Annotated in this window: 19 protein-coding genes and 2 tRNA genes; 9 read left to right on the top strand and 12 right to left on the bottom strand. The window is 34.0% G+C overall.

The genetic code is table 11. From position 1 onward, the window contains the following. Positions 1-338: 338 nt before the first annotated feature. The gene (locus tag HQN85_RS12855; protein ID WP_173272866.1) at positions 339-1,610 is read right to left on the bottom strand and encodes a DUF1501 domain-containing protein; all 1,272 of its coding nucleotides are present in this window, start codon (positions 1,608-1,610) and stop codon (positions 339-341) included. A gap of 6 nt (positions 1,611-1,616) precedes the next feature. After that, positions 1,617-3,587 (bottom strand): DUF1800 domain-containing protein, encoded by a 1,971-nt coding sequence (locus HQN85_RS12860; protein WP_173272868.1) that lies wholly within the window; start codon positions 3,585-3,587, stop codon positions 1,617-1,619. 265 nt (positions 3,588-3,852) lie between these two features. Between HQN85_RS12860 and HQN85_RS12865 the strand changes: the two genes are divergently transcribed. The 3 genes from HQN85_RS12865 to HQN85_RS12875 are packed head-to-tail and all read left to right on the top strand — an operon-like array spanning position 3,853 to position 6,013. Further along, complete coding sequence (locus HQN85_RS12865; RefSeq protein ID WP_173272870.1) at positions 3,853-4,725, top strand: hypothetical protein; 873 nt, start codon at positions 3,853-3,855, stop codon at positions 4,723-4,725. Between the two features lie 12 nt (positions 4,726-4,737). Next, positions 4,738-5,148, top strand: coding sequence for a hypothetical protein (locus tag HQN85_RS12870; RefSeq protein WP_173272872.1), 411 nt, complete (start codon positions 4,738-4,740; stop codon positions 5,146-5,148). A 22-nt stretch (positions 5,149-5,170) separates the two neighbouring features. Then, positions 5,171-6,013, top strand: coding sequence for a DUF6263 family protein (locus tag HQN85_RS12875; RefSeq protein WP_173272874.1), 843 nt, complete (start codon positions 5,171-5,173; stop codon positions 6,011-6,013). Positions 6,014-6,031: 18 nt separating this feature from the next. On the opposite strand, the gene HQN85_RS12880 is transcribed toward HQN85_RS12875, so the two are convergent. The 5 genes from HQN85_RS12880 to HQN85_RS12900 form a co-directional block, all read right to left on the bottom strand. Then, the gene (locus HQN85_RS12880; RefSeq protein WP_173272876.1) at positions 6,032-7,489 is read right to left on the bottom strand and encodes a glycoside hydrolase family 30 protein; all 1,458 of its coding nucleotides are present in this window, start codon (positions 7,487-7,489) and stop codon (positions 6,032-6,034) included. 221 nt (positions 7,490-7,710) lie between these two features. Next, positions 7,711-8,964, bottom strand: a complete 1,254-nt coding sequence (locus HQN85_RS12885; RefSeq protein WP_173272878.1) for an MFS transporter — start codon at positions 8,962-8,964, stop codon at positions 7,711-7,713. Between the two features lie 4 nt (positions 8,965-8,968). Next, positions 8,969-9,193 carry a hypothetical protein gene (locus HQN85_RS12890; RefSeq protein WP_173272880.1) on the bottom strand — a complete coding sequence of 75 codons (225 nt, stop codon included), beginning with the start codon at positions 9,191-9,193 and terminating at the stop codon, positions 8,969-8,971. Between the two features lie 6 nt (positions 9,194-9,199). Then, on the bottom strand, positions 9,200-9,790 hold the full coding sequence (locus tag HQN85_RS12895; protein ID WP_173272882.1) for a TetR/AcrR family transcriptional regulator: 591 nt from the start codon (positions 9,788-9,790) through the stop codon (positions 9,200-9,202). Between the two features lie 69 nt (positions 9,791-9,859). Then, positions 9,860-10,165 carry a GNAT family N-acetyltransferase gene (locus HQN85_RS12900; RefSeq protein ID WP_173272884.1) on the bottom strand — a complete coding sequence of 102 codons (306 nt, stop codon included), beginning with the start codon at positions 10,163-10,165 and terminating at the stop codon, positions 9,860-9,862. A gap of 174 nt (positions 10,166-10,339) precedes the next feature. Between HQN85_RS12900 and HQN85_RS12905 the strand changes: the two genes are divergently transcribed. Beyond that, positions 10,340-10,723: a hypothetical protein gene (locus HQN85_RS12905; RefSeq protein WP_173272886.1), complete on the top strand. Its 384-nt coding sequence runs from the start codon at positions 10,340-10,342 to the stop codon at positions 10,721-10,723. A gap of 55 nt (positions 10,724-10,778) precedes the next feature. Here the strand turns inward: HQN85_RS12905 and HQN85_RS12910 are convergent, their stop codons facing one another. From HQN85_RS12910 to HQN85_RS12920, 3 genes are all read right to left on the bottom strand, one after another. Next, positions 10,779-12,656, bottom strand: coding sequence for a RagB/SusD family nutrient uptake outer membrane protein (locus HQN85_RS12910; RefSeq protein WP_173272888.1), 1,878 nt, complete (start codon positions 12,654-12,656; stop codon positions 10,779-10,781). Between the two features lie 11 nt (positions 12,657-12,667). Beyond that, entirely contained in the window at positions 12,668-15,715 is a 3,048-nt protein-coding gene (locus HQN85_RS12915) for a SusC/RagA family TonB-linked outer membrane protein (protein WP_173272890.1), read from the bottom strand. Positions 15,716-16,123: 408 nt separating this feature from the next. After that, entirely contained in the window at positions 16,124-16,810 is a 687-nt protein-coding gene (locus HQN85_RS12920) for a GNAT family N-acetyltransferase (RefSeq protein WP_173272892.1), read from the bottom strand. A gap of 151 nt (positions 16,811-16,961) precedes the next feature. On the opposite strand from HQN85_RS12920, the gene HQN85_RS12925 reads away from it, so the two are divergent. Further along, on the top strand, positions 16,962-17,822 hold the full coding sequence (locus HQN85_RS12925) for an AraC family transcriptional regulator (protein WP_173272894.1): 861 nt from the start codon (positions 16,962-16,964) through the stop codon (positions 17,820-17,822). A gap of 57 nt (positions 17,823-17,879) precedes the next feature. Here HQN85_RS12925 and der read toward each other — a convergent pair whose 3' ends face one another. Both der and era read right to left on the bottom strand, forming a co-directional pair. Continuing rightward, positions 17,880-19,181 carry a ribosome biogenesis GTPase Der gene (gene der / locus HQN85_RS12930; protein ID WP_173272896.1) on the bottom strand — a complete coding sequence of 434 codons (1,302 nt, stop codon included), beginning with the start codon at positions 19,179-19,181 and terminating at the stop codon, positions 17,880-17,882. A 170-nt stretch (positions 19,182-19,351) separates the two neighbouring features. Further along, entirely contained in the window at positions 19,352-20,242 is an 891-nt protein-coding gene (era, locus tag HQN85_RS12935) for a GTPase Era (protein ID WP_173272897.1), read from the bottom strand. Between the two features lie 109 nt (positions 20,243-20,351). Between era and HQN85_RS12940 the strand changes: the two genes are divergently transcribed. The 4 genes from HQN85_RS12940 to HQN85_RS12955 all read left to right on the top strand — a co-directional run bounded on the left by HQN85_RS12940 (position 20,352) and on the right by HQN85_RS12955 (position 25,787). Continuing rightward, a tRNA-Met gene (locus HQN85_RS12940) sits at positions 20,352-20,427 on the top strand. A gap of 30 nt (positions 20,428-20,457) precedes the next feature. After that, positions 20,458-20,529: transfer RNA gene (locus HQN85_RS12945), tRNA-Glu, on the top strand. Between the two features lie 616 nt (positions 20,530-21,145). Then, entirely contained in the window at positions 21,146-24,295 is a 3,150-nt protein-coding gene (locus HQN85_RS12950) for a SusC/RagA family TonB-linked outer membrane protein (protein WP_173272898.1), read from the top strand. Positions 24,296-24,305: 10 nt separating this feature from the next. After that, positions 24,306-25,787: a RagB/SusD family nutrient uptake outer membrane protein gene (locus tag HQN85_RS12955; protein ID WP_173272899.1), complete on the top strand. Its 1,482-nt coding sequence runs from the start codon at positions 24,306-24,308 to the stop codon at positions 25,785-25,787. Positions 25,788-25,799 lie beyond the last annotated feature (12 nt).

A 25,799-nucleotide genomic window follows, 5' to 3' on the forward strand; every position in this document is an offset into this window, starting at 1 on the left:
AATTAGTCAAAAGCATTAAAAATTGCCATCAGTTTTGTTGAAGCCTTACGGAAAGGGTTATTTTGGCGATATCGTAGTGCTATAGCAAAGTAAATTTGGTAGCCTTTTACCGTATTAAATTTCCCGTTTTCACGGGAATGACGACCTTCCAAAAATCTGGAATAGTTTAAGTTTGTATTGCAAGGCAGGAAGCAATCTTAAGGCTCTAGAAAAGTAAAAACTTTCGCTTTAGGATTGCTTCGCACCTCGCAATGACAAGTAAACAAGAATGGCTCGTGTTTCACGAGCCATTTTTAACGAATAATTAACCTCTCCCGAAGGGGGAGTTTGGGAGGGGATTAAACGCCTTTCATTACACCAATCTGCTTTCCAGACCAATCTGGGAAGAGTACTTTGTCGTTGTGAATACCTAAATGTTTATCTGCTACTTCGCTAAATACAGCCCTAAAATCAGTAGTTACCGCTAAGTCTCTACCATCTTCTAGGTTTTCTTTAGCTAATGGATTCATTAAGCCATGAACCATTCCTCCGTTCACACTATTTCCTAGAATAAAATTACATGAACCACGACCATGATCTGTTCCACCAGTTCCATTTTGAGCAACGGTACGACCAAATTCAGTCATTGTCATTACCGTAACTTCATCTTGGTATTTACCCATATCTGTCCAAAAAGCCATTATACTATTGCTTAAATCATTTACATTACGAGCAAAAATCCCTGTGTCTGTACCTTGATTAAAGTGCGTATCCCATCCACCAGATTCAGCAAAAGCAACTTCCATACCTACATCCATTTTAATTAATTGGGCAATTTGTTTTAAAGAGTTGCCCAATGCAGAAGTTGGATAAACAGCATTGTATTCTGGTTTATAATCTTTAACATTTGTTTTTTGCAATAACTTAATTGCATCGAAACTTTCTTTACCTGTATTTTTTAATAAGCTAGAAGAAGTTTGATCGTACAAATCTTCAAAACTTTTAGATGCCATATTTGCACCTGCCTGATTACCTCTTAATTGAATATTGAAATCTGCTAAATTGCTAATTGCTACCGCTGGGTTATCACCATAAAATGATCTTGGTAAAGATGAAGTTAAACTTACTGCCTGTAGCGGAGTTGCTGCTTCATGCCCCAACAAACCAACTGCACGATTTAACCATCCACTTGCTGTCCCTTTATTAAATGGTGTTCCAGACTCCATAAAATCTTGAGCATCAAAGTGAGATCTTGTATTATTGGGCGAACCAATACCGTGTACAATGGCCATGCGCTTTTCGCGAAACATGGGTTCGAAAGCACTCATTGATGGGTGTAAGCCAAATCTACCGTCTAAATCAATTAATGATTTTTCTTTACCACCTTGCGCTGCAGACATGAAGAGGTTTGGTCTAACTGCCTTTAAATATTGATCGGTAAAAGGAGTTACAGCCATTAAGCCATCCATTGCACCTCTTTGAAAGATGCAAACCATTATTTTTTTCTTTTTAAATAAACCTGGTGCTACAGTTCCCGCAACGGCATCTGCTAAAAATCCTGGTATACCGCCTAAGCTTATTCCAAATAAGGCTAAGCCCCCTGCTTTAATAAATCCTCTTCTTGAAGTCATGATAATTTATTTACGTTGAAATTCTGGTGATCCGATAATTACTCCTACAACTTGAGCTAACATTGTATTGGTACCTGCCTTTTGATTTGGTGTACTATTCAATAAAGCTTTTTTGCCTTTTAATTTTGCTTTATCAGCGCTTTGCTCCATTATATTAGCATCTTCATTTGCCATGGTATTCTGTTGCTGAGGTGGTGCGGTTTGTGAGGCAGCCTTTGCAACATTACCTTCTAAATTTGGATCATTTAACATCGGTTTTAACCTAGCTATCGTTTCATCTAGTTTTCGTTCTGGCATTATCTTTTTGCTATAAATTAATAATGCTGCTTCTGCACTTTCTGGCTCATGATTATTATTCATCGCCGCTAAATTAAAGGTAACCCCAGGAATACGCTGTGAAGCTAATGCCAAACCAAAATTCATTCGATTTAGTAATGACCCAGTATTTATCCAATATTGGCCTCTATCTGGGAAACCAGTTGGGGCTTGATAATAATACATTTGCTGACCCATTTTGTTAATCCATGTATATAATTGATATGGCTGAGTTATTTTAGCATCTAAACTTCTCACTGCACTGATTGCAAATTCAAATGGTGATTTTGTTTTTTCTCTTAATGCATTTGGCGACCAAAACTCTGGTGCACTAACCATGGTAATGAGTACGCTTTTAATATTTCCATTACTACTTAAAAATGTTTTTGCCATTTTATCTATTAAGCTTTGTGGTGGGTTATCACTTACAAAACGAGTAGCAATTTTTTTAGAAATGAACTTGGCAGTTGAGGTATGATGGGCTAACATTTCTAACAATGCTACACCTTCCTCATAACCTCCACCGGCAGGAAATTTTTGTCCTAAAACTGTTTTTTCTCCATTATCATGACGGTTCATTACAAATAGGAAATCTCCATCATGTACAAAGCCACGTTTTTTAAGCTTATCGTCTCCTGCACTCTCCATTATCTTTTTCATTGGTGCACCATAACCATTATCGCCCATTGGCGCAATAGTCCAACCAGTTAATATTCTGGCAGCTTGAGTAACATCACTTTGTGTATAACCACCATCAACACCAAGCGTATGTAATTCCATTACTTCTCGGGCATAATTTTCGTTTAAGCCTGATTTTTTATTTTTGATTTGAGGAATTTTAGCTTTAGCAACTTGTGCTGCAAACTTACCTTTACGCTTTTGTTGCCCGGTCATCATCATATCTTCTCCATATTCATTTACAGGGATATTAGTACCTGTACTACTGAAGTTATCAAGATACATTAGCATAGCTGGAGATTTAGCTGTGCTTAATAGTAAGTTTTCAAAATCTCCAAAAACATTAGGACGTATTACATCGCGTTCGTAAGCTGGAATATAAGATGCGCATTGGTTTTTACTTAGCGCCACATTAAAATGGTTGAACCAAAAATCGGTCATTAATTCTTTTAATTGATTATTGGTATAAGTAGCTCTTAGTATTTTTTGGTTGATGAACTGTCTATATAATTCTTGTTGAGGCTTAATGCCCTTTTCTTTCATATAATTAGCTAACGTTGCTCTGTATTCTTTACCATTAGCTTTGTTTACCGAGTCTTTATGAATGTATCCGTCTCTTACTGCAAATCTCACTACTTGAGCATTTCGAGGAAAAACATTTTCAACTTCAGTGTTGGTTAAATTGATGGCATCAAACTTATCTAGCATTCGGTTTAAGGCAGTGTCTTCTAAATTTCCCTCTAGTTGTTGCTTTAACCATTTCTCTAAGCCCATTTTTGTCACTAATTCTATATCGCCTTCTTTTGCTCCATAGGTAAAGCGACTTAGTAAATGTGCTGCTGCTTGTTGCTCTGTTAAGCCAGCTTTTTTATAAGGTAAAAAAATCTGTTCCTTTTGTTGCGAAGTTCTTACAAATGAAGAAAGGACTAGAGCACAAACAAATGCTATACAGCATATATAAAAATTGTGAATATTTTTTTTCATATCAATTGACAATTACAATGCTATGACAACGGAAATCAAATAAGGATTAATATGAGAATCAAAAAATGAATAATATTTAATAATTAAATTTTCTTTTTGAGGAATGTAACGGTTCAAATATTTGTTGCCTAAACACTTAATTAAATTTTTGTTGTTAAAAAAATCATTATTTGTTATAACTTTTATTTACTTTGTACTTTGTTAAGAATATTTTTCTCAGTACCTAAATAATGCTCAATTACTATAATATTAATGCTCAAATTTCATGAATAAGGCAATTAGAATTAATCACCTATTAAAAATTGGTTTTCTTTTTGCTTTAGTTTTTAATATGCTTTGCTTAAATATTGCATCTGCTCAAAATGCTTTTGAAAACGATTTAAAAAAGAAAATGGATTCTTTAATTGCAGAGAAAGGTCCATTATTAATTGGCCAAACTATGTTACCAAATAACGGGATACAAAGTCTGATGACACCTTCTGCTTGGGGAAGTACTGGCACATATGTATTTGGTGTAGTAGGTGGTGTTTATCCTTCTGCTTATAGTAAAAAAGCAGATTTAATATCTGCATTAGGCGTTACATTTGGAAATCCTGCAAAAAGTGTAAATGTTTCAGCTAGTGTAAACATTACGAGAGTTACCGAATTACGTGATCTTTCAGTTAACTTAGTTGTGAATAGACAAATATTTAGAGCAAGTAGTATTTCTGTAGGTGGAGTTCAGCTTTTTGCCAATTCTACCGTATCAGATTCTCCTGATGGGACTTATTACATTGCTTTTAGTCATGCTGTACAAACAGTTCGTTCTAAAACAGCGGGTTATTCTGCTTTAGGTTATACCATTGGTTTTGGTACTGGGCGCTTCTTATATAAAAGCCCTTATGATATAGCTGCTGGTAAGGGGAAATATGGCACAGGAGTTTTTGCAAATATTTCTTTTGAAGTCTTAAAACAAATCAATATCAACGCTGAGTGGTCTGGATTGAATTTAGGTTTTTCTACTGGAGTTAGACCAATAAGAACATCTCCACTTACCCTTGGTTTAGGGGTTTATAATTTAACCAAATATTCAGGAGATAAGCCAGCTGTGCTTGCAACATTATCTTATCCAATTTCTTTAAGTAAAAAAGTACAATAAAAATATAAACTAATGAAAAAGCTAATCTTTATTTTGCTGTTAATTGTGGCAGCCTTTAGTGTAAAAAATGCGAATGCACAAAATGGTGTGAATAACAACTCTGATTGGAAAGTTCCATTGCCTTCACCATCAATCCCGAAAGCAACACCAGCTGCAACACCATCTGCTGCGCCGGTAGTAGTTCCATCTACACCAGCTATGCCTGCTATGCCAGGAATTCCAGTAAATACAGTAGCAACAAATACCCTTGTACCTACTGTTCCTGCTACTCCACCGGCTCCTGCAGTACCTACTCCTGCGGCAACCGCAGCAGCTACATCTACTCCAGTTACTCCAACGGTTATTACGTTGCCAGCACTCCCAATTTTACCACCGGTTCCACCAATTCCACCACTTCCACAACTAAGATTAATTAATCCTTAAGGCAAATATTAACGCCAACTCCATGAATAACGATAATAAGTCAATTTTAAAAATTGCTACATTCCTTTTGTTTCTTTTAATGTCTTTTACCTTACAGGCACAAGAGAAACATCGAGTTTTTACGCTAAAAGTAGGTAATGAATTTCAAAAAGAAATTTTATCCAACTCAAAAGCAGTAGTTCAACGCGGAAATCAAACTTTAAATGTTAATACTACATCTTCACTTACTAAACTTTACAAAGTAACGGCTGCAACCGATAAAGGTTATGATTTAAATGTTAGCATTCAAAAAATGGATAATTTGATTGATGCATTAGATAAGCAGTTCCATTATAATTCGGATGTTAAAGGTGATAGTAGCTCTAGAATTGAAAAAGCATTAAACTTTATGTTAAATAAACCTGTTAATGTATCAATTGATAAATACGGGGTTATTTTATCCTCAACAGAATATAAAAGTGAATTAGCTACTGATACCTTAGTTTCATTTGCAGGTATACAAATGGAAGCCTTTGAAAAAGGAACTTTATTAGGATTATTAGCAGATATAAACGTTAATAACAACTTTAAAAAAGGTTATACCTGGACTGATTCTGTACAAATTAACAAGCAGAAATTAGTTACAAAGTTTTGGATAGAAGACATTAACCAAAAAAACACTGTCATCAAATTTAGTAGTTCTATAGTTACTCGTTTACTTAATAGTAACTCTAATGGAACTTATATTTTAGACAATAGTACAGGCTTAATTGCCGAGAAATTAGTTTACACTGTTTCTACTGGATATCAAATATCAACTGGAGGTGTAGCTTATGCCGTCTCTCGATCTACAAGTCTTTCGGAAAAGAGTAGGCAACTACGCTGATCGTAGTTGCTTACTAAATTACTTTATAATTAATGTACTTATTGAATGCGGTAAACTCTCTGTTTCTGCAGCATTTCCTTGCATCCATAATTGGTAAGGTAATTTCTGATCAGTATTATTCATTACTACTACAACAATAGAACCATCAGGATTTTGGAAAGCTGTACTAATTAGCATTGAGCGGCTTGGAGAGCTTATAATTCTTTTAGCTCCTGGTTTTATAAATTTGGAGAAATGACCAATATAATAGTACGAATTGGTATACATTAATTTTCCTGTTTGAACATTTGCATGAATTGGAGCAAAGCAGAAATTACCAACGTGGTTAGGGCCTCCGTTTTCATCTAAAAGGATATTCCAATCAGTCCATGCCGCAGTACCTGCATTAAAATCATTAATCATAGAAAGCCCATAACGTTCGCCTAACGACCAATCATCAATTCTATCTAAACTAAATTTCTCTACACAACCCTCAGTAAAAATTAATTGTTTTGTAGGAAAAGCCTCATGCACTCTTTTTAAATTTTCGAAATTTTGACTACTTCCTGTCCAAGTTTCATACCAATGGAAACCAACTCCCCAAAGGTATTTGGCCGTTTGTGGATCATTTAACAACGTTGAAGCTCTTTGATAAATTAAATCACGATTATGATCCCAACCAATTAGTTTTTTACTTGCCATGTTATTTTTGTGCAATGTTGGCCCTAAAAAGTTCTTAATAAAATCTCTCTCCTCTTCTGCTGTATATAAACATGATTCCCATCTTTGCGTTGCCATTGGCTCATTCTGTACGGTTAAACCCCAAATTGGCATACCTTCTTTTTCGTAGGCTTGAATAAATTTCACATAATAATTAGCCCAAGATTGATTGTAAGCTGGCAATAAAGAACCACCTTTTAACATACTATTATTGGTCTTCATCCATGCTGGAGGGCTCCAAGGGCTTACATATAAATTAATTTTTCCTCCTGCCGTTGCTGTAGCTTGTTTAATTAATGGAATTTTAAACTTGCGATCATGGTCAATATTAAATGTTTTTAATGCTTTATCATTCTCAGCAACATAAGTATAGCTACCGCTAGAAAAATCGCAACTGTTTATGTTTGTACGAGCAATTGTATAACCAATTCCTTTGTTTTTATCATAATAAGCAGTCAAAAATTCTTGTTGTGTAGCCTTCGGCAATTTGGCAAAAACTTCTGCAGAAGCATCTGTAATGGCTCCTCCAATTCCTATAAAGGTTTGAAAAGTCTTATTAGGATCTACAAAAACCAATGTTTGTGTTTCTACTGGTTGTTTTAAAGCTTTAAAAGCTAGTGTTTTAGTTTCTTCCATTGGTTTATCTGAACCTTTAACAGTTGAATAGATAAACACCTTTTTTGTTGAAATAGAAATTTTTGCCTTTTGCTGGGCAAAAGAGGTTACAGTAATAAAAGCTAAGGTGGCTAATAAAATGATATGTTTAGATTTGTTCATTGTATCTAAAATTTGGTTCGAAATTGAATTGCAATTTCCTCATTTTAAAAGCACAAACCAATAGTTAGCACTGCCCTAAGCGTATATTTTTACGCAAAGGTTTGCCTAAACACTTGAAATCAATTAATTTACTTTTTGAGTAGTGGATTTGTAGTGGTTGTTAGCGTAATTAATATTAAATACTAAGCTTTGGTTGGGCAAATAGAATTAGAGACCTTATGCTAATCCTTCATTACTGTTGAATCAGATTTAACCGTTTTTTCAGTTACCATTTTACTTACTCTTGATAACAAGAAAATGCTAATGATAGAAATTACTACAATAACATAACCTACGATATTATAGTTTTCAAGTGGACTAGATGTAGTTTTTTGTACTACAATCATTCCGGCAACTGCGGCAGCTACACCACCAGCTATTTGTTGAAGTGATGCATTAATGCTCATAAAAGCACCTCGATCTTCCATTTCAGGTATTGCGCTGGTTAAGGCTGATGAGGGAATCATTCTACTCATTACACCCATCATCATTAAAATATTAAGAATAACCACAATCCAAAATGGTGTAATAGAAAGATTTGTGTAGAGTACACACATTCCCATCATCCAAATTGTTGCACCAGCAAATATTTTAAACTTACTAATCTTATCGCTCAATCGGCCAACAATTGGCATAATCACTAGTGAACTTAATCCAGAAATAGTAAATAACATTACTAGCTGATCGTTAGAAATCTTTAAGTTATTAATAGCAAAAGCACTACCAAAGGGCATCATCATAAAACCACCAATTGATAATAATGCAGTAGAGGTAAATCCAATTCGATGTTTACGTTTTTTAACTGTATGCCACAAATGCAATATTGCAGATTTGTCTTTTTGAATAGCTAAATGAGCGGTTATTGGTTTTAATTGAATTAAAATTAAAATAGCAATAAGAACAGCCAACGATGCTACCATTAAAAACGGAGCTTCCCAGCCCCAAAAATTTGCTAAATAAAGTCCAATCGGCACACCTAAAACCTGACTCGCACCAAAACCCATTTGCACAAATCCCATTACCCTACCACGTTGTTGTAAGCTAAATAAATCTGTAATGATTGCCATTGAAATAGATCCAATTACACCTCCAAATAATCCAGTAATAATTCTGGCAGCTACCAACTCGGCATATGTATGTGCCAAACCACAAAAGAATGTTCCTGCAATAAATCCAATGTAAAAGAACATTAAGAGTTTTTTCCGATCAAAACGATCGGCAAAACCAGCAGTAAGCAAACCTGAAATACCAGCGCTAAAGGCATAAGCAGAAACTGCAAAACCAAATGCCTTTGGTTGCAATGACATTGATTTCATTAAAATATCACCTAGTGGCGACATCACCATAAAATCTAGTATTACAGTAAATTGAGTGATTGCTAAAAGAAAAATAACAACTTTTTGATAGCCTGTAAAAGGAATAATTTCTTGTTTCATTTAATTAGGTTAATTCACAGCAAGAGTGACCATGATTGGTAATAAGTTCTATAATTTGTTGGTGATTTAAAGTATAAGAGATTATTCTTAATACATAATCTTGATCATCTAACGCAATATTCCATTGCTCAATACCTTCATAGCTATTTAAAATAGATTGTAATTTTTCTTTGCATTCCTGGCTTTTAATGTCGGTTTTGAATAATAAGATATGATCAAAATTCTCCATAAGGAATTAATTTTTTAATGCTTTAATAACTAAATCGAAAGTTTGCCATAAGATTTCATCTGTCATCTTAAAAGGTTTTCCACCTACACTTTGCCCTTCAGCATCAAAGCGTACCAAAGAGTATAAAGGCGCATACGCAATCGACCAAAACACCTCTAATGGCATTGAATTAATTTCTCCATTCTTCACAACATTATTCATAAACTCCCCTATAATTTGTTTAAATTTCTTCATAAAATTATCTAAGAAGCGACTTTGATAAGTGGAATTACGTAGTTGTTCAAAAAATGCAATAGAAAATGGATGTTCGAGCATGTAGGCATATCGGTTTTCCCATTGCACTCGCATTCCTTCCTCAAAAGAAACTGTTGGATCAAAGTTTTTTATCATCGAATCAGCCATAGCATCCCCTTCTTCCTTCGCAATGCTGATGATTAAATCATCTTTGTCCTTATAGTATATATAAAGCGTAGCTACAGAAATTCCACAAGCTTTAGCAAGTTTATTCATACTAAAACCTTCAAAACCATCTTTAACAATGCTTTTTATAGCCATTTTTTTAACTAAGCTGACTTTATCTTCATCTCTAGTTCTCATGGCACAAATATAAATGAATATTCATTCACTTATGAAATGTTTTTATATTTAGTTGAACCCAATAGGTATTTATAAATCTTCACTGGATTTTCTCCAGATATCTTCGAAGTCTTTTGGATGCTTTTTGAATTGAGCATGAACATACGGACATAATGGAACTACTTTAAGTTCATGTTTACGAGCGTAGCTCACCATTTCATTGAGTAAATTTTTTGCTAATCCTTTGCCTTCCGCTTTTGGAGCGACTTCAGTATGGTAAACAATTAAATCTACATCAGTTACAGCTATAGCCATTTCTGCTAATTGTTCTTCTCCATCTGTAATAAAAAAAGCTCCTCTACCTTTCTCATTTAATGATAGCTTGATATCTTCCATATCCAAATTATTTATAGATCAAATATGTTGATTTATTTGATAATTGAAACTAGACTTTTGTTAATTCCTCATAATCTGACTATTAAACTTATTTAAATTGAGAAAATTCCCTAAAACATTAGGGCATCAAAAAAGAATTGACGATATTTGAAACTATTGTATTGAGGGCCCCAGATGAATAAATTTAGTAAAAACTATACAATTTCTTCCAATCTTGTTTTATGTAGCTTTATTATAGGAATTGCGATTGTATTTATACGTGGACTTGAAGATTGGGGAGATATTCTTATTTCGGGTGTTTTTTTAGCTCTAAGGTACTTTTCAGTTTTTTTAATTAAAAGACGTTTTACTTGGGCTAAATACCTATTAATTATTTTGATTGCTAAAACCATACATCGTTTATTCAATTTAGAAACATCTCCAGAGTTTAATACATTTGCCATAAGCTTAGTAATTTTACAAATTATTATCACAGTTACTGCACTTTTCTTGATCGTTAAAATTCCTAAACTGGAGTTAAAAAGAAAGTTAGACGTTAATAACAAATCATCTCAATAAAAAGAGGCAGCCTTTTTCAAGTACCGCCTCTTATGTAACTATTGATCTTCTTTAGTTATGGTATTTTGTCCAACGCTGGAACATTATTCTCGTACCCACTATATCCTTTATTCTGATTAATACGACCATTGGTATTAAATCTTTGTGCGCTTCCTGGAACAGGCCATAACACGTGATAAGGAGAAATCTTGAAATTTACACCTGATACTGTTGGTACTTGATTTTTATAAAAATCATTTTTTTCCATTATGCGATCATAGAAAAAATTATTATCGGAGAAGTTAGCCAAATTGTATGTTTTTCCATTATAGGCAACTTTACCTGTAGTAGCGAAAATATAAGCTATACGTGTTAACTCCGTTTTACGCGGTTCCTCGTAATATAACTCTCTTGCTCTCTCATCTAAAATCGTACCTATAGTTATGGATGTTGGATCAGTTAACAAAGTTGCATTCGCTCTTCCTCTTACTTGATTGATATCATCCATTGCCAAACCTAATTGACCTTTCCAATAATAAGCTTCAGCTCTTAGCAAATATGTTTCTGCTAATCTAAAAATATACCAATCTGTATTTGTACCTCTTGGTGGCGACCAATATTTATCAACTGCTAATGTGTTTGTTGAATTGATAAACGTTTTATAATGCGGCCAACCGAAAAAGTGACGAATGGTATCTAGGCCTTTATTCAAAAACATATTATTAATGTTTCCAGGTGTTACATCAACCAATGGTTTGCCATACAATGCTTTTTCTGTTGGATTAGAAGAGTTTTTTAACGCAGGATTGTTATACACCAAATCTGTCATATTTACCCACATACCTGGTGCATGGCGGTAATCTGTATTATCTGTCCAGATGTATTTAGTACTATATGGCGTTCCGCGATATCTACCAATTCCTCTACCATACATTAAGGTTAAAGGGATTTCTACGGTAACACCATCTACAATAGCCGGGTTTAATCCTGATGGAGTTCTTAAATTTGCAAAGTGCCATGCAGGTACACAATTACGCATCACTTGAGAGCCAAAAGCTGTTGCTCCAGCTAACGTTTCTCTGTCAATTGCTAAAAAAATAGTTTCTTTATTTGCAGCAATTGCTTTATTATCCATTCTGTGCAAATCCCAAACCACATTTTTTGTTGCATCTCCTGCAGTGCTTCCAAAACGGTTCTTCATTAATGCATATTTACCTCCATTAATAACATTATTTGCAGATGTAATTGCATCATCAAAATCACCTAGAGCTAAATTTACTTTTGTCAACAAATGGCTCACTGCCCCTTTCGTTACTTCACCTCTATCTACATTGTCTAATACCCAAAGTTCGGCGAACAATAAATCACTTTTCATCTTTTTAAGGATAACTTCACGCTTAGTAGAAAAATAATCGAGTTTTGGCTCTGTTAAATCTTTTAAAATTAGAGGCACGTCTCCAAATTGATGAACTAGTCTATAATAGTAATAAGCACGATAAAATAATGCCGATCCTAAGATTGAATTTTTTTCAGCATCATTCTTAAACGTTACATTATTGATGTTATTAATAATTGTATTGGCGTATCTAACACCTTTAAAGCCTTCAGTCCAATAAAACCCAATTCTATTGTAATCAGGATTATTCAATTCTGCATCAGGTGTTACTCTCGTATTCATATCCTGAGCCTGAGTACTTTTATCTGTTGTACCATCCACAGCTACATCTGAGAAGATAGATTCCGTAACTATTGGAGCCATATCACCAAAAAACTCTTGTCTTACATTTAAACCTAATCCAGCTAATGCAGCTTTCATTCCAGCAACATTACTTAGAGCTACTTCTGGTTCAAACTTCGAAAGAAATTCTGAGTCTAGATCTGCCTTCTTACAACTATTAGCAATGACCATTAACATGACCAAGGCTGTAATTAATTTTTTATTTAAAATTTTCATATCTATAAGTTCTATAATGAAATATTTAGTCCTAGTGTGTAATATCTTGGTGTTGGACCATTATTTTGTGGATCCCATGTATTCCAATCAGGGGCGTAAAGTGCTGCATTATTGATATTGAAATATACTTTGGCACTTTGCAATTTCACTTTGCTAATTAAATCTGTTGGCAATGTATAAGAAAGTGCCACGGTATTTAATCTAATAAATGAACTCTTTCTGTATACATTAAAACTGGTTCCACTTAAGCCAGAACTTAAACGAGCATACTCATTAGTTGGGTTATCTACAGTCCAATAAGGAACAACATATGAACTAGTTCTACCAAAACCAACACTACCTGGCTGATTAAGACCTTGATTATCTTGTCCTTTTTGCCCCCAATTTGAGATTAGCTGAAACGAAAGATCAAAGCTTTTATAAATATTAAGCTCGTTTCTAAATGCCCAAGTAAAACGAGGATTACGATATCCCAAAAATTGTTTATCAGCATCGTTGTAAACATAGTTACCATCAACATCCTGTAATTTGTAATCTCCTGGTTTTATCCCTTTGTTAAATTTATTAGCTTCAGCAACTTCATTAGTTTGCCATACGCCTAAAATTTTATAATCCCATATTACGTCAATATCTTTTCCAATAAACCATCCATTACCTGGATCATTATTTGGTGTAGCAAGACGGATAATTTTATTTCTATTTAAAGAGAAAATAAAGTTAGAATTCCAAAGAATTTTACCAGAGGTGATGTTTTTACTGCTAATAGAAATTTCGAAACCTTTGTTGTTAACTGCACCAATATTAGAAATTACATTTGATGCTCCAGATACGTTTGATAAAGTTTGGCTAATTAATAAATCAGATGTTTTTTTATCATAGAATTCTAAAGCGCCATTAATTCTATTATTGATTATTCCGAAATCCAAACCAATATTTAATGACTTTGTTTTCTCCCATTTCAATTCCGGATTTCCAATTCTAGCACCACCAACTAAACCATTTACTTCTGAAGGTACTCCACTTGAGTTTACATATTGGTATTTAACCAAATCTTCAGCAGATAAACTTGAATATTGATCTACTACTCGATTACCATTTTCGCCATAAGAAACTCTTAATTTTCCGTAATTAAGCCATTTGATGTCCTTCAAGAAACTTTCTTCTGTAAATGTCCAGGCAGCACCTGCAGACTGGAAGACTGCTCTTTTATTATTGGCGCCAAAGCCAGAAAAACCATCACGACGTAAAGTATAAGATAAGTTATAGCGACCTAGTAATGAATAAATAATTCTACCCATTAATGCATCGCCTTTATAAGCTTGGTCATCACTACTAACGCTTGCTTTAATACCACTGCCTAAGTTATGGTAGCCAAGAATATCACTAGGAATAAATCCTTCATTTCCTGATAAGGTATACCACGATTGGTATTTCTCGCCATTTACTAAGAAGGTAGCATCAAAATTGTGAATTTTACCAAGGGTTTTATTCCATTTCAACAAATTATCCACTTGCCAATTGTATCTCGTTTCTTGTGCTCTTGTTGCAGAACCACCAGGTGTAGTAACGTTTGGATTTAATGAAGAAGATGCATTAAATGTACGATACATATCTATACCAGGACTGAAATTCAATTGATATGTAATTCCGAATGGCAAAGTGGCTTTAGCATAAATACTTCCAAATAAAGTATTTAATCTCACCATTCTACTGTTATAGGTTGGATTTAAGAAAGGATTTCTTGCATTTAATCCATTGTCGTCAGTTGGAATTCTTCTTAATGAGCCATCTGTGTTGTAATAATCACCATAAGGTGATAAACTTGTTAATTGACTCCAATCTGCTTCTATAGAGCCTTCATCACGATCTGCATATTGGAAGTTAATACCAACATTTAAAAATTTGGCTGCTTTTGCATCCAAGTTAACTCTAGTTCTAACTGTACTAAATTGGCCACCTTCAATTAGATTTTCATTTTTTAAATAGCCTAAAGACATGTAATAATTAACTTCATCTTTTCTACCAGCTATGCTTAACGTATGGTCTTGGCGTTGACCCGTACGGAATAATAAATCATACCAATCTATAGTATTACCAGCGAAGTAGTTATTTTTCTCGTTAGTAAGTAGGCCTAATCTGGTTAACCAAAGATCTTTAGGGTTTGTAGTAGTTTGTCCATTAAGCCATTGAGTTAAAGTAACGCCAGCAGGTAAATTGTCTGGATCGTTATAAATATAGGCAGGACTAGTCCCTGCACTTCTTAAAACATCACCACGCCAAGCTAAAAATCCTGGTCCATCATATACTGGTTGATCTTTTGAAAGGGTAGCAATACCAAAATTGGTATTAAAGTTAATTGTTGGCGTACTTGACTTACCTTTTTTTGTTGTAATAGCAACAACACCAGTAGCAGCTTTAGATCCATAAACAGCGAGCGAACTTGCATCTTTTAATACATCTATTGTTTCAATATCATTTGGATTGATATCAGAAAGTTGCCCAATGTAAATTACACCGTCTAAAACAATGAGTGGTGATGTGCTCGCTGTTAAGGTAGTTTTTCCTCTTACTAACAAATCGCCACCACCTTTAGCACTTGTATTCATGCCTACCGATAAACCTGCAATGTTTCCTTTAAGGATATCTGCAACGCTTTGTGGATTTTCATTTTCTAACTGGGTAGCTTTTACACTAGAAATTGCTCCAGTTACATCTTTCTTAAGTGCTGTACCATAACCGACTACAACCACATCAGAAAGTTCGTTTACAGATTCGATTAGTTCTACGTTTAGTTGCGCCCGATTATTAACTGCAACTTCTTGTATTTTATATCCAATCATAGAAAATACTAAAGTAGAATTACCAGGGGCAGAAATTGAATACTCTCCATCGCCGTTTGAAGAGGCCCCAGATTTTGAATTTTTAACTGTTACAGAAACTCCAGGTAATGGAGATCCATTTTTGTCCTTTATACTACCTTTTATCACGATATCCTGAGCGAAACAGCATACGTAGGTGAAAAGGACCATACTAATAAGTAGGGTAATTTTTTTTCTCATGTTACATTTGGTTAGAATAGTTTTGTAAAGTAAATCTATTCTAAAAAATATAGAATAACAAAATAAAAAAATACATAAATACCTTATAATAAGATAGTTATAAATATTTTGATACGCTTAAATCGCACCTCAAGTACTATAAAATCGCACCGTAACATTGGTGTGACGTATTTGAGTTTTTTTGAGCAATACGCTTTAAGCACAATGAAAAAAAATTGAAAAAAAATATAAATCGGTCCAAATAGCTTAGAAATAGACTATTTTAAGTCTAAATTATTTGTGCATTTGATGGAAATATTAGTCAAAACTTAACAAGAAAACTTACAACTTAATTAATAAGCCTGCTTTTTTGCTTCTTATTTTTTGACTGAATGGTAATTTTATAGATTTTTTGGAATAAATAGCATACTATTTTGCTGCTTTCTGAATAACATAAGCAATCATTTCACTTCTGATTTGAAACCCTAATTTTTGATATAGCTTCACTGCGCCCTCGTTATCATTTCTAACATGTAGAAAAGGAATTTCTCCTCTATTAACTATCCGTTTAATTTGTTCTCGAATCAATCCAAAAGCATATCCTTTACCTAGATGATTTGGATGTGTACATACTGCACTAATTTCTACATAAGGTGTAGGATTAAACCGATGACCAGCCATTGCGATTAATTGTCCTTCCTTCAATACTCCAGTATAATTTCCGAATTCTATTGTTCGTGAACGAAATGGGCCAGGTTCCGTTAACTTAACTAGCGTTAACATTTCTTCAACATTAGATTTATCTAAATTCACAAAATCCACCTCATCCCCTAATGGAATCTCCTTAGGTTCATAAACCATTTGAAACATATTAATTTCATGAATTAATGTCCATTGATGTGGAATAGCATAGGCGACTGGTGTAAACACAACAAATGTATTTCCCAAATTGCTGTGTTCATAAAGTATATCAAAATCCTTGGCAGAATTATCTTTTAAACCTGCAAATGGAGCAACATCTCCAGCGTAATACTTCACACTTTCTGTTCCATTAGCAAAAATTTGATGTGCAGATTTTAATGAATTGTATATCGGATTATCTAGTACATGATTCATTGTAGGCTATCTTATAAAAACAAATATATCAAAAAAGCAAAATCATTACTTGAGTAGCAATTTCAATAGATAGTAAGCGATATTATATTAATTTAATTATTTTTAGTTGATATTTAACAATAACACTGAATTATTACTTACTAAACGAACTATGAAACCGCAACTTTTAAAGGTATCGACAGATTTAATTCATTCTTTTAGCGCTAGAAAAGATGTTGTTGCTGATATTAATAGTCATTGGCATTATCATCCGGAAGTTGAGCTCATTTATTTTGCAAAAGGAAGCGGAATACAATTCATTGGAGATAGTATTGAGAGCTTCAATTCTGGAGATGTAATTTTAGTAGGAAGCAACGTACCGCATTATTGGCGTTTTGATAGTATAACTGAAGATGATAATAATGTAGATGTAAGAGTAATTCACTTTAATGAGAATTTTTGGGGTTCAGAATTTCTGGATATTCCAGAGAATAAAGAGTTAAAAGATTTATTAAAACAATCACAATTAGGTGTACAAATTGTAGGAACAGCAAGGATGGAAGTTGCCAGGTTAATTACAAATGTAATTGAAACAAATGGCAGTCGAAAAATTATAAACCTAATGGAGGCATTGCTCTCTATTGCAGCTACTAAAGAAGTAAAACATTTAGTTTCTATGGGCTTCAAATATCATTTTCAAGAATTAGAAAAAGACCGAATGCATTCTATTTATAACTATACAATTTCTAATTTCAAGGAGAAAATCGATTTAAAAACTATTGCTGAAGTAGCCAAAATTAGTCCCAATTCTTTTTGCAAATATTTTAAATCAAGAAGTAAAAAGACATATTCTAGATTCATTAATGAGATTAGGGTTAGTCATGCCTGTAAACTTTTAATGGACGGAAAAGTTAATGTAAAAGAAGTGTGTTATGATAGTGGCTTTTATAATTTCGCAAGTTTTCATCAATACTTTAAAAGTATAACAGGGAAAAGTCCGTTACAATATCAAAAGTCGTTTTTAACCGATTAATCTATCCTAAAGTTTCTCCCCCAATTACAAAAATAATTTATGATAAGTGACAGTTTCTTATTTCTGTCTGAAATAAATTTGTATAGGAACTCCTGAAAAATCGAAATTCTCACGCAACTTATTCTCTATAAAACGCTTATATGGTTCTTTAATATATTGAGGCAGGTTACAGAAAAACGCAAACATTGGAGAAGTGGCATTAATTTGAGTAACATATTTCACCTTAATGTATTTTCCTTTCAATGCTGGTGGAGGATAGTTTTCTATAATTGGCAACATTACATCGTTCAATTTCGAAGTAGGTATTTTCTTACTACGGTTTTTATGAACATCTAAAGCCGTCTCAATTGTTTTGAAAATACGTTGTTTATTTAATACAGAAATGAATACAATCGGCACATCTGTAAATGGTTGTAATTTAGTACGAATTTGATCTTCAAATTCTTTGATAGTTTTATTGTTCTTTTCTATCAAATCCCATTTATTAACTAAAATTACAATACCCTTTTTGTTTTTTTCAGCTAAGTGGAAAATGTTTACATCTTGAGATTCTAAACCATCTTCTGCATCAATCATTAACATTACAACATCAGCTTCTTCTAAAGCCTTAATGGTACGCATTACAGAATAGAACTCAATGTTCTCTTTTACCTTAGTTTTTTTACGTAAACCTGCGGTATCAATAAACATAAACTCATGACCAAACTGGTTGTAGTGGATATGAATTGAGTCACGAGTGGTGCCTGCGATTGGGGTTACAATATTGCGATCTTTACCAATAAGAGCATTAATTAAAGAAGATTTACCCACGTTAGGGCGACCAACAATTGTAATTTTTGGCAATGCATTTTCTTCTTCAACAACATCTTCAAAGTGAGTGATTACTTGATCTAATAATTCTCCAGTACCAGATCCTGTCATAGAAGAAATAGTATAGATTTCACCTAGACCAAAACCATAAAATACAGTTGCATCATTTTCTAATTGGTGGTTATCAACCTTGTTTACTACAACAAATACAGGTTTTTTACTGCGACGAAGTAATTGTGCAATTTCATCATCTAAATCGGTAATTCCCGTAGTTACATCAACCATAAAAACAAGAACAGTAGCTTCTTCAATAGCAATCACTACTTGTTCACGAATTGCAGCTTCAAAAACATCTTCAGAATTGGCCACGTAACCGCCAGTATCAATAACCGTAAACTCTCTATTGGTCCATTCGGCTTTACCGTAATGTCTATCTCGAGTTACACCGCTAAAATCATCTACAATAGCTTTGCGACTTTCTGTTAAGCGGTTAAAAAGGGTAGATTTGCCTACATTTGGTCTTCCTACGATTGCTATAATATTGCTCATGGTGTTGTACTGTTGAAACGTTACTAAAGTAAAAACGTTATATATTTACCTAAAAATCTCATAATTGAGTGCATAAATATTTCCTAAACATTTTGACAGTCAACTATTAAGCCCTTTTATAAGGGAGTGCAAAGGTAAGCTAAATTATTGGAAATTTAAGGGTAAATTGGTTAATTGTCGTACCCAAAGCTCTTTAAGTAATTTTTCTTACTTCTCCAATCTGGTAAAACTTTAACAAAAGTTTCTAAAAACACTTTGCTATCTAAAAATTTCTCGATGTCTTTTCTAGCTTCCATTCCAACTTTTTTAAGCATAGCGCCACCTGTACCAATCAGTATGTTTTTTTGAGAATCTCTTTCTACAATAACTTCCGCTGTAATACGGATCATTGGCCCACCTTTACTCTGCTCTTCTTTAAAAGCCGTAACAACTACTTCAGTACTATAAGGAATTTCTTTTTTGTAGTTAGTAAAGATTTTTTCACGAATGATTTCCGAAACAAAGAAACGCTGACTACGATCGGTTAATTCTTCTTTATCGTAATAAGCTGGGTGTTCTGGAATATGATCTAAAATCATTGGCAAAATACCCTCTAAATTATATTGATGCAAAGCAGAAATTGCGAAGATATGCTTAGGGTTAAGTTTTTCTTGCCAATAAGCAAACTTCTCATCCACTTGTTCTTGAGTAGCATTATCAATTTTATTTAAAAGCACAACGAGAGGTATATCTGTATTTGTAATCTTTTCTAAAACATCATTTTCATCATGTTTTTCATGAATATCAGTAACGAAAAGAATTAAATCAGCATCACTTAATGCTCCATTTACTGCACTCATCATTGAATCTTGCAATCCGTAAAGTGGTTTTATGATACCAGGTGTATCTGAAAATACAATTTGAAACTCATCTTCGTTCACAATTCCTAAAATACGGTGACGTGTAGTTTGCGCTTTAGGAGTAATGATAGAAAGCTTTTCTCCTACTAATGCATTCATGAGAGTGGATTTACCAACATTAGGCTTACCAATTATACTTACAAAACCTGCTTTATGCGACATAAAAAATATTTTTTAAAATAAATTTGTAATGCAAAGAAACGAATTATATCTTTGCATTCCAATTCGGGAGAAGAGTTAAGGATTTAACAAAACCTCAAATTGTATAGCGTGCGGGGTGGAGCAGTTGGTAGCTCGTCGGGCTCATAACCCGAAGGTCATCAGTTCGAGTCTGGTCCCCGCTACCAAAGAAGTTGAAATGACACTTCTTATTAAATGGCCCGTTCGTCTAGGGGTGAGGACGCCAGATTTTCATTCTGGAAACAGGGGTTCGATTCCCCTACGGGCTACTAAAGCCGCTTACGAAAGTAGAGCGGCTTTTTTTATGCTTAAGTTTTTCCCGTGCTCACCTTAAACAAAAGCATACATACGCTTGATAAATTATATTATATTTCGCTAAGAGATATTAAAACAGCACAAACGTTTGCGCTAATAAACTATTGGCGCCATAAATCACTTCGTAATTAGCATAGTTCAGCTCTTAACAATAATGATATAGAAGACATTATAAAAAACAAACGTTAAGAGAAGACCAAAGACCTCAATAAATTTAAAATGTTTCTTAAAAAACATCGTGGTATTATTTAACAATTACTCCACACTAATGATGAGCAAAAATAAAAATGTTAACTCCAATTTCACAGCGAGTTAACACTCATAACAACCTCCACATTTCTTAAAAAGTCATTATTCCCTGCTAAAGTCAAACGGTTGCGTTGAGATAAGCCGTACTTAATATTTCTGTAAAGCTAAATTTGGTTATTGCAATAAGTTAAAAATAAGTCAATCTAAAAGTTTTTTTATAACAAAAATTATTGCCTATGTAAAAATAGTACTGAAAACCTATTAACCAAACTTTGTCTCTGACAAACAACTAACCAAATTCTCTAAACTAAACAAACACTAATGAAATTAAAACTTTCCAAAATAGTTTTATTTGCATGGGTATTTTTAATTACATCATTATTATCTATACCTAATGCATTTTCGCAAAATAAAATAACGGGAACAGTCCGCGACAAGGCAGGTGAAATTCCCGGGGTGACAATCTTTTTAAAAAGCAATCCTAAAATTGCCGTAAATACTGATAAAGACGGTAAATTTCAAATTTCTGCACCAACAGATGAGGTACTAGTATTTAAAATGATTGGCTTCAAAACCAAAGAAGTTCCGGCATCTACCTCTCCCATGAACATTATATTGGTTGAATCTGAAAGTAATCTAAGTGAGATCATTGTTACGGGATACATTAATATCGATCGTAAGAAAACCACTGGTGCTTTGGCAAGTATTTCTGGTAAAGAGATAGAAAATCTTCCCGCAGCAAGTGTTGATGTACTTTTGCAAGGTAAACTACCTGGCGTAAACGTTCAAAACTTTACTGGCCAACCTGGTGTAAAAACATCTCTTATTGTGCGTGGTAACACAAAAATATCAAATCCATCTACTGGTTTTAATGCTGATGATTTAAATAGTAATCCTCTTTATGTAATGGATGGAATACCGGTTTCTGAAGACGAGGTAAGTAATTTCGATGCAACGGGAACTAACTTTTTAGCGAGTTTAAATCCTAATGACATCGAATCAATAGATGTTTTAAAAGATGCTGCCTCTGCAGCCTTATATGGATCAAGAGGTGCAAATGGTGTAATTCTAATCAAAACCAAAAGAGGTAAAATTGGCGCACCAAGATTTAGTGTAAACTCCTATTATGGATATGTTACTAAACCAGAAAAGGTTTCTACTTTAATTGGCGCTGCTGAACGTAGGCAAAAAATGGATTTGATTTATCTATATGGTAAAGGAAATCAACTCAAAAATAATGTACCGCAGATGCTTACTGATAGTTTAAACCCTGCATTTAACAACCATACAGATTATCAAGATTTGTTTTACCAACCGGGCGCTGTACAAAACTATGATGTTTCGGCAAGCGGAGGAACAGAAGTGATCAATTATAGAATATCTACTGGCTTGTACAATGAAAAAGGAGTTGTAATTAACACTGGTTATAAAAGATATTCATTCACTAGTAATATCGGCATCAATTTCAGTAAAAAGCTAGAATTGGTAACAAGCTTAAGAGCATCAACCTCAAAAAGACTAGATGGTAAGAATAGTGGCTCAAGAACTTTTAGGGATGTTTTCTCAATCAACCCTGTAGATATGCCTTCTTCGCTACTAGGAATGTCTGATATTGATATTGAAAGCAATGTTAACCCATATGAATACGTTCGAAACGACAGGATTAACACCAATATTAGTGGAAGTGCAGAGTTACGTTATACTTTTTTAAATGATTTTAGAATAAGCACCAGAGGCTCGATTAATTATGAAACCAACAAAATCGATTTCTCTTCTCCTTCTATTATCAATTCAGATGGTTTAGCATACGGATTATCCAATTACAATCAAAATCGTAAACAAATCATTACCAATACCTTACAATGGTTCAAAACACTTAATTCTAAACATAACATAACAGCCAACGTAAGTCAAGAATATGAAAGCAGACGTAACGAAGGCTTATTTTTAGAAGGAAATGGTATACCAAATGATAATATTAAAGTTGTAGAGGCAGCAACTACGCTATATGGTAGTTCGGATTTATCAACTTATGCGAAATTATCATTCATAGGAGCAGCACATTATGATTATAACAACAAATATCTATTAGATGCAAGTTGGAGAGCTGATGCCTCTTCTAGGTTTGGAAAAAACAATAAATGGGGTTATTTCCCAGCAGTTTCTGCCGGCTGGTTATTATCTGAAGAAAACTTTATCAAAAATTTAGGCTGGGTAAATGAGCTAAAACTAAGAGGAAGTTGGGGTATTACCGGCGATGAAAGTAGTATTTCGGACAATAGCAGATATAACGCCTACATTGCAGGAAATGCTAATTATGCAGGTTCAACTGCAACCTCATATGGAGGGGTAATTTCAGTTATTCCCAACTATAATGGAATTACCAATGATGATATTACTTGGCAACAATCTGAATCATGGAATGGAGGTATAGATTTAAGCTTATTTAAATATCGGTTAACTGCAAGTGTAGATGCTTATACCCGTAGTACATCAGGTCAGATGCTTAACATCACCATTCCAGAATACACTGGTTACAGCAGTACTTTTACAAATGCAGCCTCAGTTAGAAACTCGGGTATTGAGCTTAGTATTAGTGGAAAAGTATTCTCTAGCGATAAAGCGTTTCAATGGAATCCATCAATTAACATCGCCTTTAACAAAAACATGGTTACTTCATTACCTAATGGAAATCGTGATTTGTATTTTGGGAATGCCGTTTATATTGTAGGGAAGCCACTAAATATGTATTATGGATATATTACAGATGGTGTGATAAATTCTCCTGGAAATTTAATTGTAAATCCTTATACCGGTACAGTTGGTTCAACAAAATGGGGAACCCTAAAGCTTGGGATGCCAAATTGGCGAGATGTAAATGGTGATTATTACATCGGCGATAATATTGGTCAGGATGATAGAACCTTTTATGGTGATCCTAATCCACTTGCAACAGGCGGTTTTACTAACCTTTTCACCTACAAGGATTTCTCTTTGCAAATATTTACAACATTTACTTTTGGTAGAGACATTATTAACAGCACATTAGCTCGTAGATTATCTAACGGATTATTTTACAGCAATACAGAAGATTTTGCCAATTCATCAATAACTGATGTTAGTCAATACAACTACTGGCGCCAAGCTGGAGATAACGCTACTTTCCCTGCGCTTAGTCCTTTTATGGGTCTATATGCTTATAGAGCCGAACAATCAATATATAAAGAAAAAGGTTGGTACGTGAGAGTGAAAAATATCTCTATGGGTTATAGGTTTAATCCACAAAAGCACCAGTGGTTAAAAAAGGCAGGATTGAGTAATCTAAGAATTTATAGCAATATAGATAACCTTCATATTTTCCAAAAATTCTCTGGCATAGATGCCGAAAGAGTAGATGGCCAAGGTTACGATTATGGAGATGGCTACCCTTTACCAACTAAATACACTTTAGGTTTACAAATTGAATTTTAACCTTAAAATCATGAAAATCAAATCTTTAAAATACAAAATACTGGGGGTAATCTTAGTTTTTACCTTATCTTCTTCCATTGTTGGCTGTAAAAAAGAGCTAGATAATGAATTAAAGAATAAAACCTATGCCGATACTTTTTGGGAAAGCGAAAATGATGTGGATGGGGCATTATCTGGGGCTTATGGTCTTTTAAGAAAAAGCTTAAATAATCAGAACAATTTTTTCATTTGGGGCGATTTAGCTACTGGTGTATTTGCAACAGATGACACAAACATACAAGGTGCTTACGGAAGTGGTGCTTTTGGGGTCCCTTATAGAGAAGATGGTGCACACAACTGGACAAACTGGTACCGTGTGGTAGATTTGAGCAACTTAGTTATTGAAAATGTAACTAAAATGTCTGATAGCAAGTTCGCACCTGGAAGAAAAAACTACTTTTTAGGCGAAGCTTATTTCTTAAGAGGTTTAGCTTATTTTTATATGACAAGAGCTTGGGGCGATGTGCCCTTGCAACTTGAAGCCACAACTACCGCACAACAAGCACAATACAAGCCAGCAACTGCTGCAAGCAGCATTCTAAAACAAGTGATAGCCGATGGGCAAAAAGCATCTGCATTATTAACGTGGGATGGAGGTCAGGAAAGAGTTAGAGCTAGTAAAGGCGCCGCTTTATCACTTTTAACACATGCAACAGCATGGGATAATGACTATAGTAAAACACTACTTTATGCAGATTCTATCATAGCAAGCGGAAAGTTTCAGCTTCAAGATATTGATGATATAAAGTTGGTTTTTAAAAATAGCAACGAGCCAGAAAACATATTCGTAATAACTCAAAAGCAAAGCGATAATGAGTCTACCAACACAGGCATTGCTTTTTCTACTGTTAGTAATGATATTATTAATGGTTTACCACGTTCAACACCAGAATATTATGTGCCAACAACGAAATTGTCTGTGCTATATAATGATCCAAATGATAAAAGATTAGCACAATTTTACCTGCCAAGACCAAACGTAACACTTAACAGGGCATTAGGTAAATATGCAGTATTTCAGAATGTAGGTACAAGCAATAGCATTGCATGGAGATCTGAAAACAACATCGTTATTTACAGATTAGCTGATATCATTTTATTAAAAAGTGAGGCGCTTAATGCTTTAAATAGAGACCCAGAAGCCCAAACAGCCTTAAACCTTATACGCACAAGAGCTGGAGCTGGGGCAATTAACACTACTGGGGTTGATCTTAAAAAAGACATCTTGTTAGAAAGACAAAGAGAACTTGCAGGAGAAGGTCAAAACTACTTTGATGTAGTAAGAAATAGCTACAAATCTCCAACAGGATATCTATTATTTGGGCAAGTATTATCATGGACAATGGATCCAGGTCGTTTTGCAGCCAAAGGTTATTATTGGCCAATAAGCAATACTATTTTAAATGCCAATAAGCTTTTAAGTCAAATCCCTTGGTGGAGAGGAAAAATTTAATTAAAACATTAA

The sequence above is a fragment of the Pedobacter boryungensis genome, from assembly GCF_013204825.1.
Lineage (GTDB): Bacteria > Bacteroidota > Bacteroidia > Sphingobacteriales > Sphingobacteriaceae > Pedobacter > Pedobacter boryungensis.

Excerpts from the sequence above, each read along its gene's own strand:
- HQN85_RS12855 (WP_173272866.1), bottom strand. The coding sequence starts at position 1,610 with ATGACTTCAAGAAGAGGATTTATTAAAGCAGGGGGCTTAGCCTTATTT.
- HQN85_RS12890 (WP_173272880.1), bottom strand. The coding sequence starts at position 9,193 with ATGGAGAATTTTGATCATATCTTATTATTCAAAACCGACATTAAAAGC.
- HQN85_RS12880 (WP_173272876.1), bottom strand. The coding sequence starts at position 7,489 with ATGAACAAATCTAAACATATCATTTTATTAGCCACCTTAGCTTTTATT.
- HQN85_RS12885 (WP_173272878.1), bottom strand. The coding sequence starts at position 8,964 with ATGAAACAAGAAATTATTCCTTTTACAGGCTATCAAAAAGTTGTTATT.
- HQN85_RS12925 (WP_173272894.1), top strand. The coding sequence starts at position 16,962 with ATGAAACCGCAACTTTTAAAGGTATCGACAGATTTAATTCATTCTTTT.
- HQN85_RS12860 (WP_173272868.1), bottom strand. The coding sequence starts at position 3,587 with ATGAAAAAAAATATTCACAATTTTTATATATGCTGTATAGCATTTGTT.
- HQN85_RS12900 (WP_173272884.1), bottom strand. The coding sequence starts at position 10,165 with ATGGAAGATATCAAGCTATCATTAAATGAGAAAGGTAGAGGAGCTTTT.
- HQN85_RS12865 (WP_173272870.1), top strand. The coding sequence starts at position 3,853 with ATGAATAAGGCAATTAGAATTAATCACCTATTAAAAATTGGTTTTCTT.
- HQN85_RS12955 (WP_173272899.1), top strand. The coding sequence starts at position 24,306 with ATGAAAATCAAATCTTTAAAATACAAAATACTGGGGGTAATCTTAGTT.
- era (WP_173272897.1), bottom strand. The coding sequence starts at position 20,242 with ATGTCGCATAAAGCAGGTTTTGTAAGTATAATTGGTAAGCCTAATGTT.
- HQN85_RS12920 (WP_173272892.1), bottom strand. The coding sequence starts at position 16,810 with ATGAATCATGTACTAGATAATCCGATATACAATTCATTAAAATCTGCA.
- der (WP_173272896.1), bottom strand. The coding sequence starts at position 19,181 with ATGAGCAATATTATAGCAATCGTAGGAAGACCAAATGTAGGCAAATCT.
- HQN85_RS12870 (WP_173272872.1), top strand. The coding sequence starts at position 4,738 with ATGAAAAAGCTAATCTTTATTTTGCTGTTAATTGTGGCAGCCTTTAGT.
- HQN85_RS12910 (WP_173272888.1), bottom strand. The coding sequence starts at position 12,656 with ATGAAAATTTTAAATAAAAAATTAATTACAGCCTTGGTCATGTTAATG.
- HQN85_RS12875 (WP_173272874.1), top strand. The coding sequence starts at position 5,171 with ATGAATAACGATAATAAGTCAATTTTAAAAATTGCTACATTCCTTTTG.
- HQN85_RS12905 (WP_173272886.1), top strand. The coding sequence starts at position 10,340 with ATGAATAAATTTAGTAAAAACTATACAATTTCTTCCAATCTTGTTTTA.
- HQN85_RS12895 (WP_173272882.1), bottom strand. The coding sequence starts at position 9,790 with ATGAGAACTAGAGATGAAGATAAAGTCAGCTTAGTTAAAAAAATGGCT.
- HQN85_RS12915 (WP_173272890.1), bottom strand. The coding sequence starts at position 15,715 with ATGAGAAAAAAAATTACCCTACTTATTAGTATGGTCCTTTTCACCTAC.
- HQN85_RS12950 (WP_173272898.1), top strand. The coding sequence starts at position 21,146 with ATGAAATTAAAACTTTCCAAAATAGTTTTATTTGCATGGGTATTTTTA.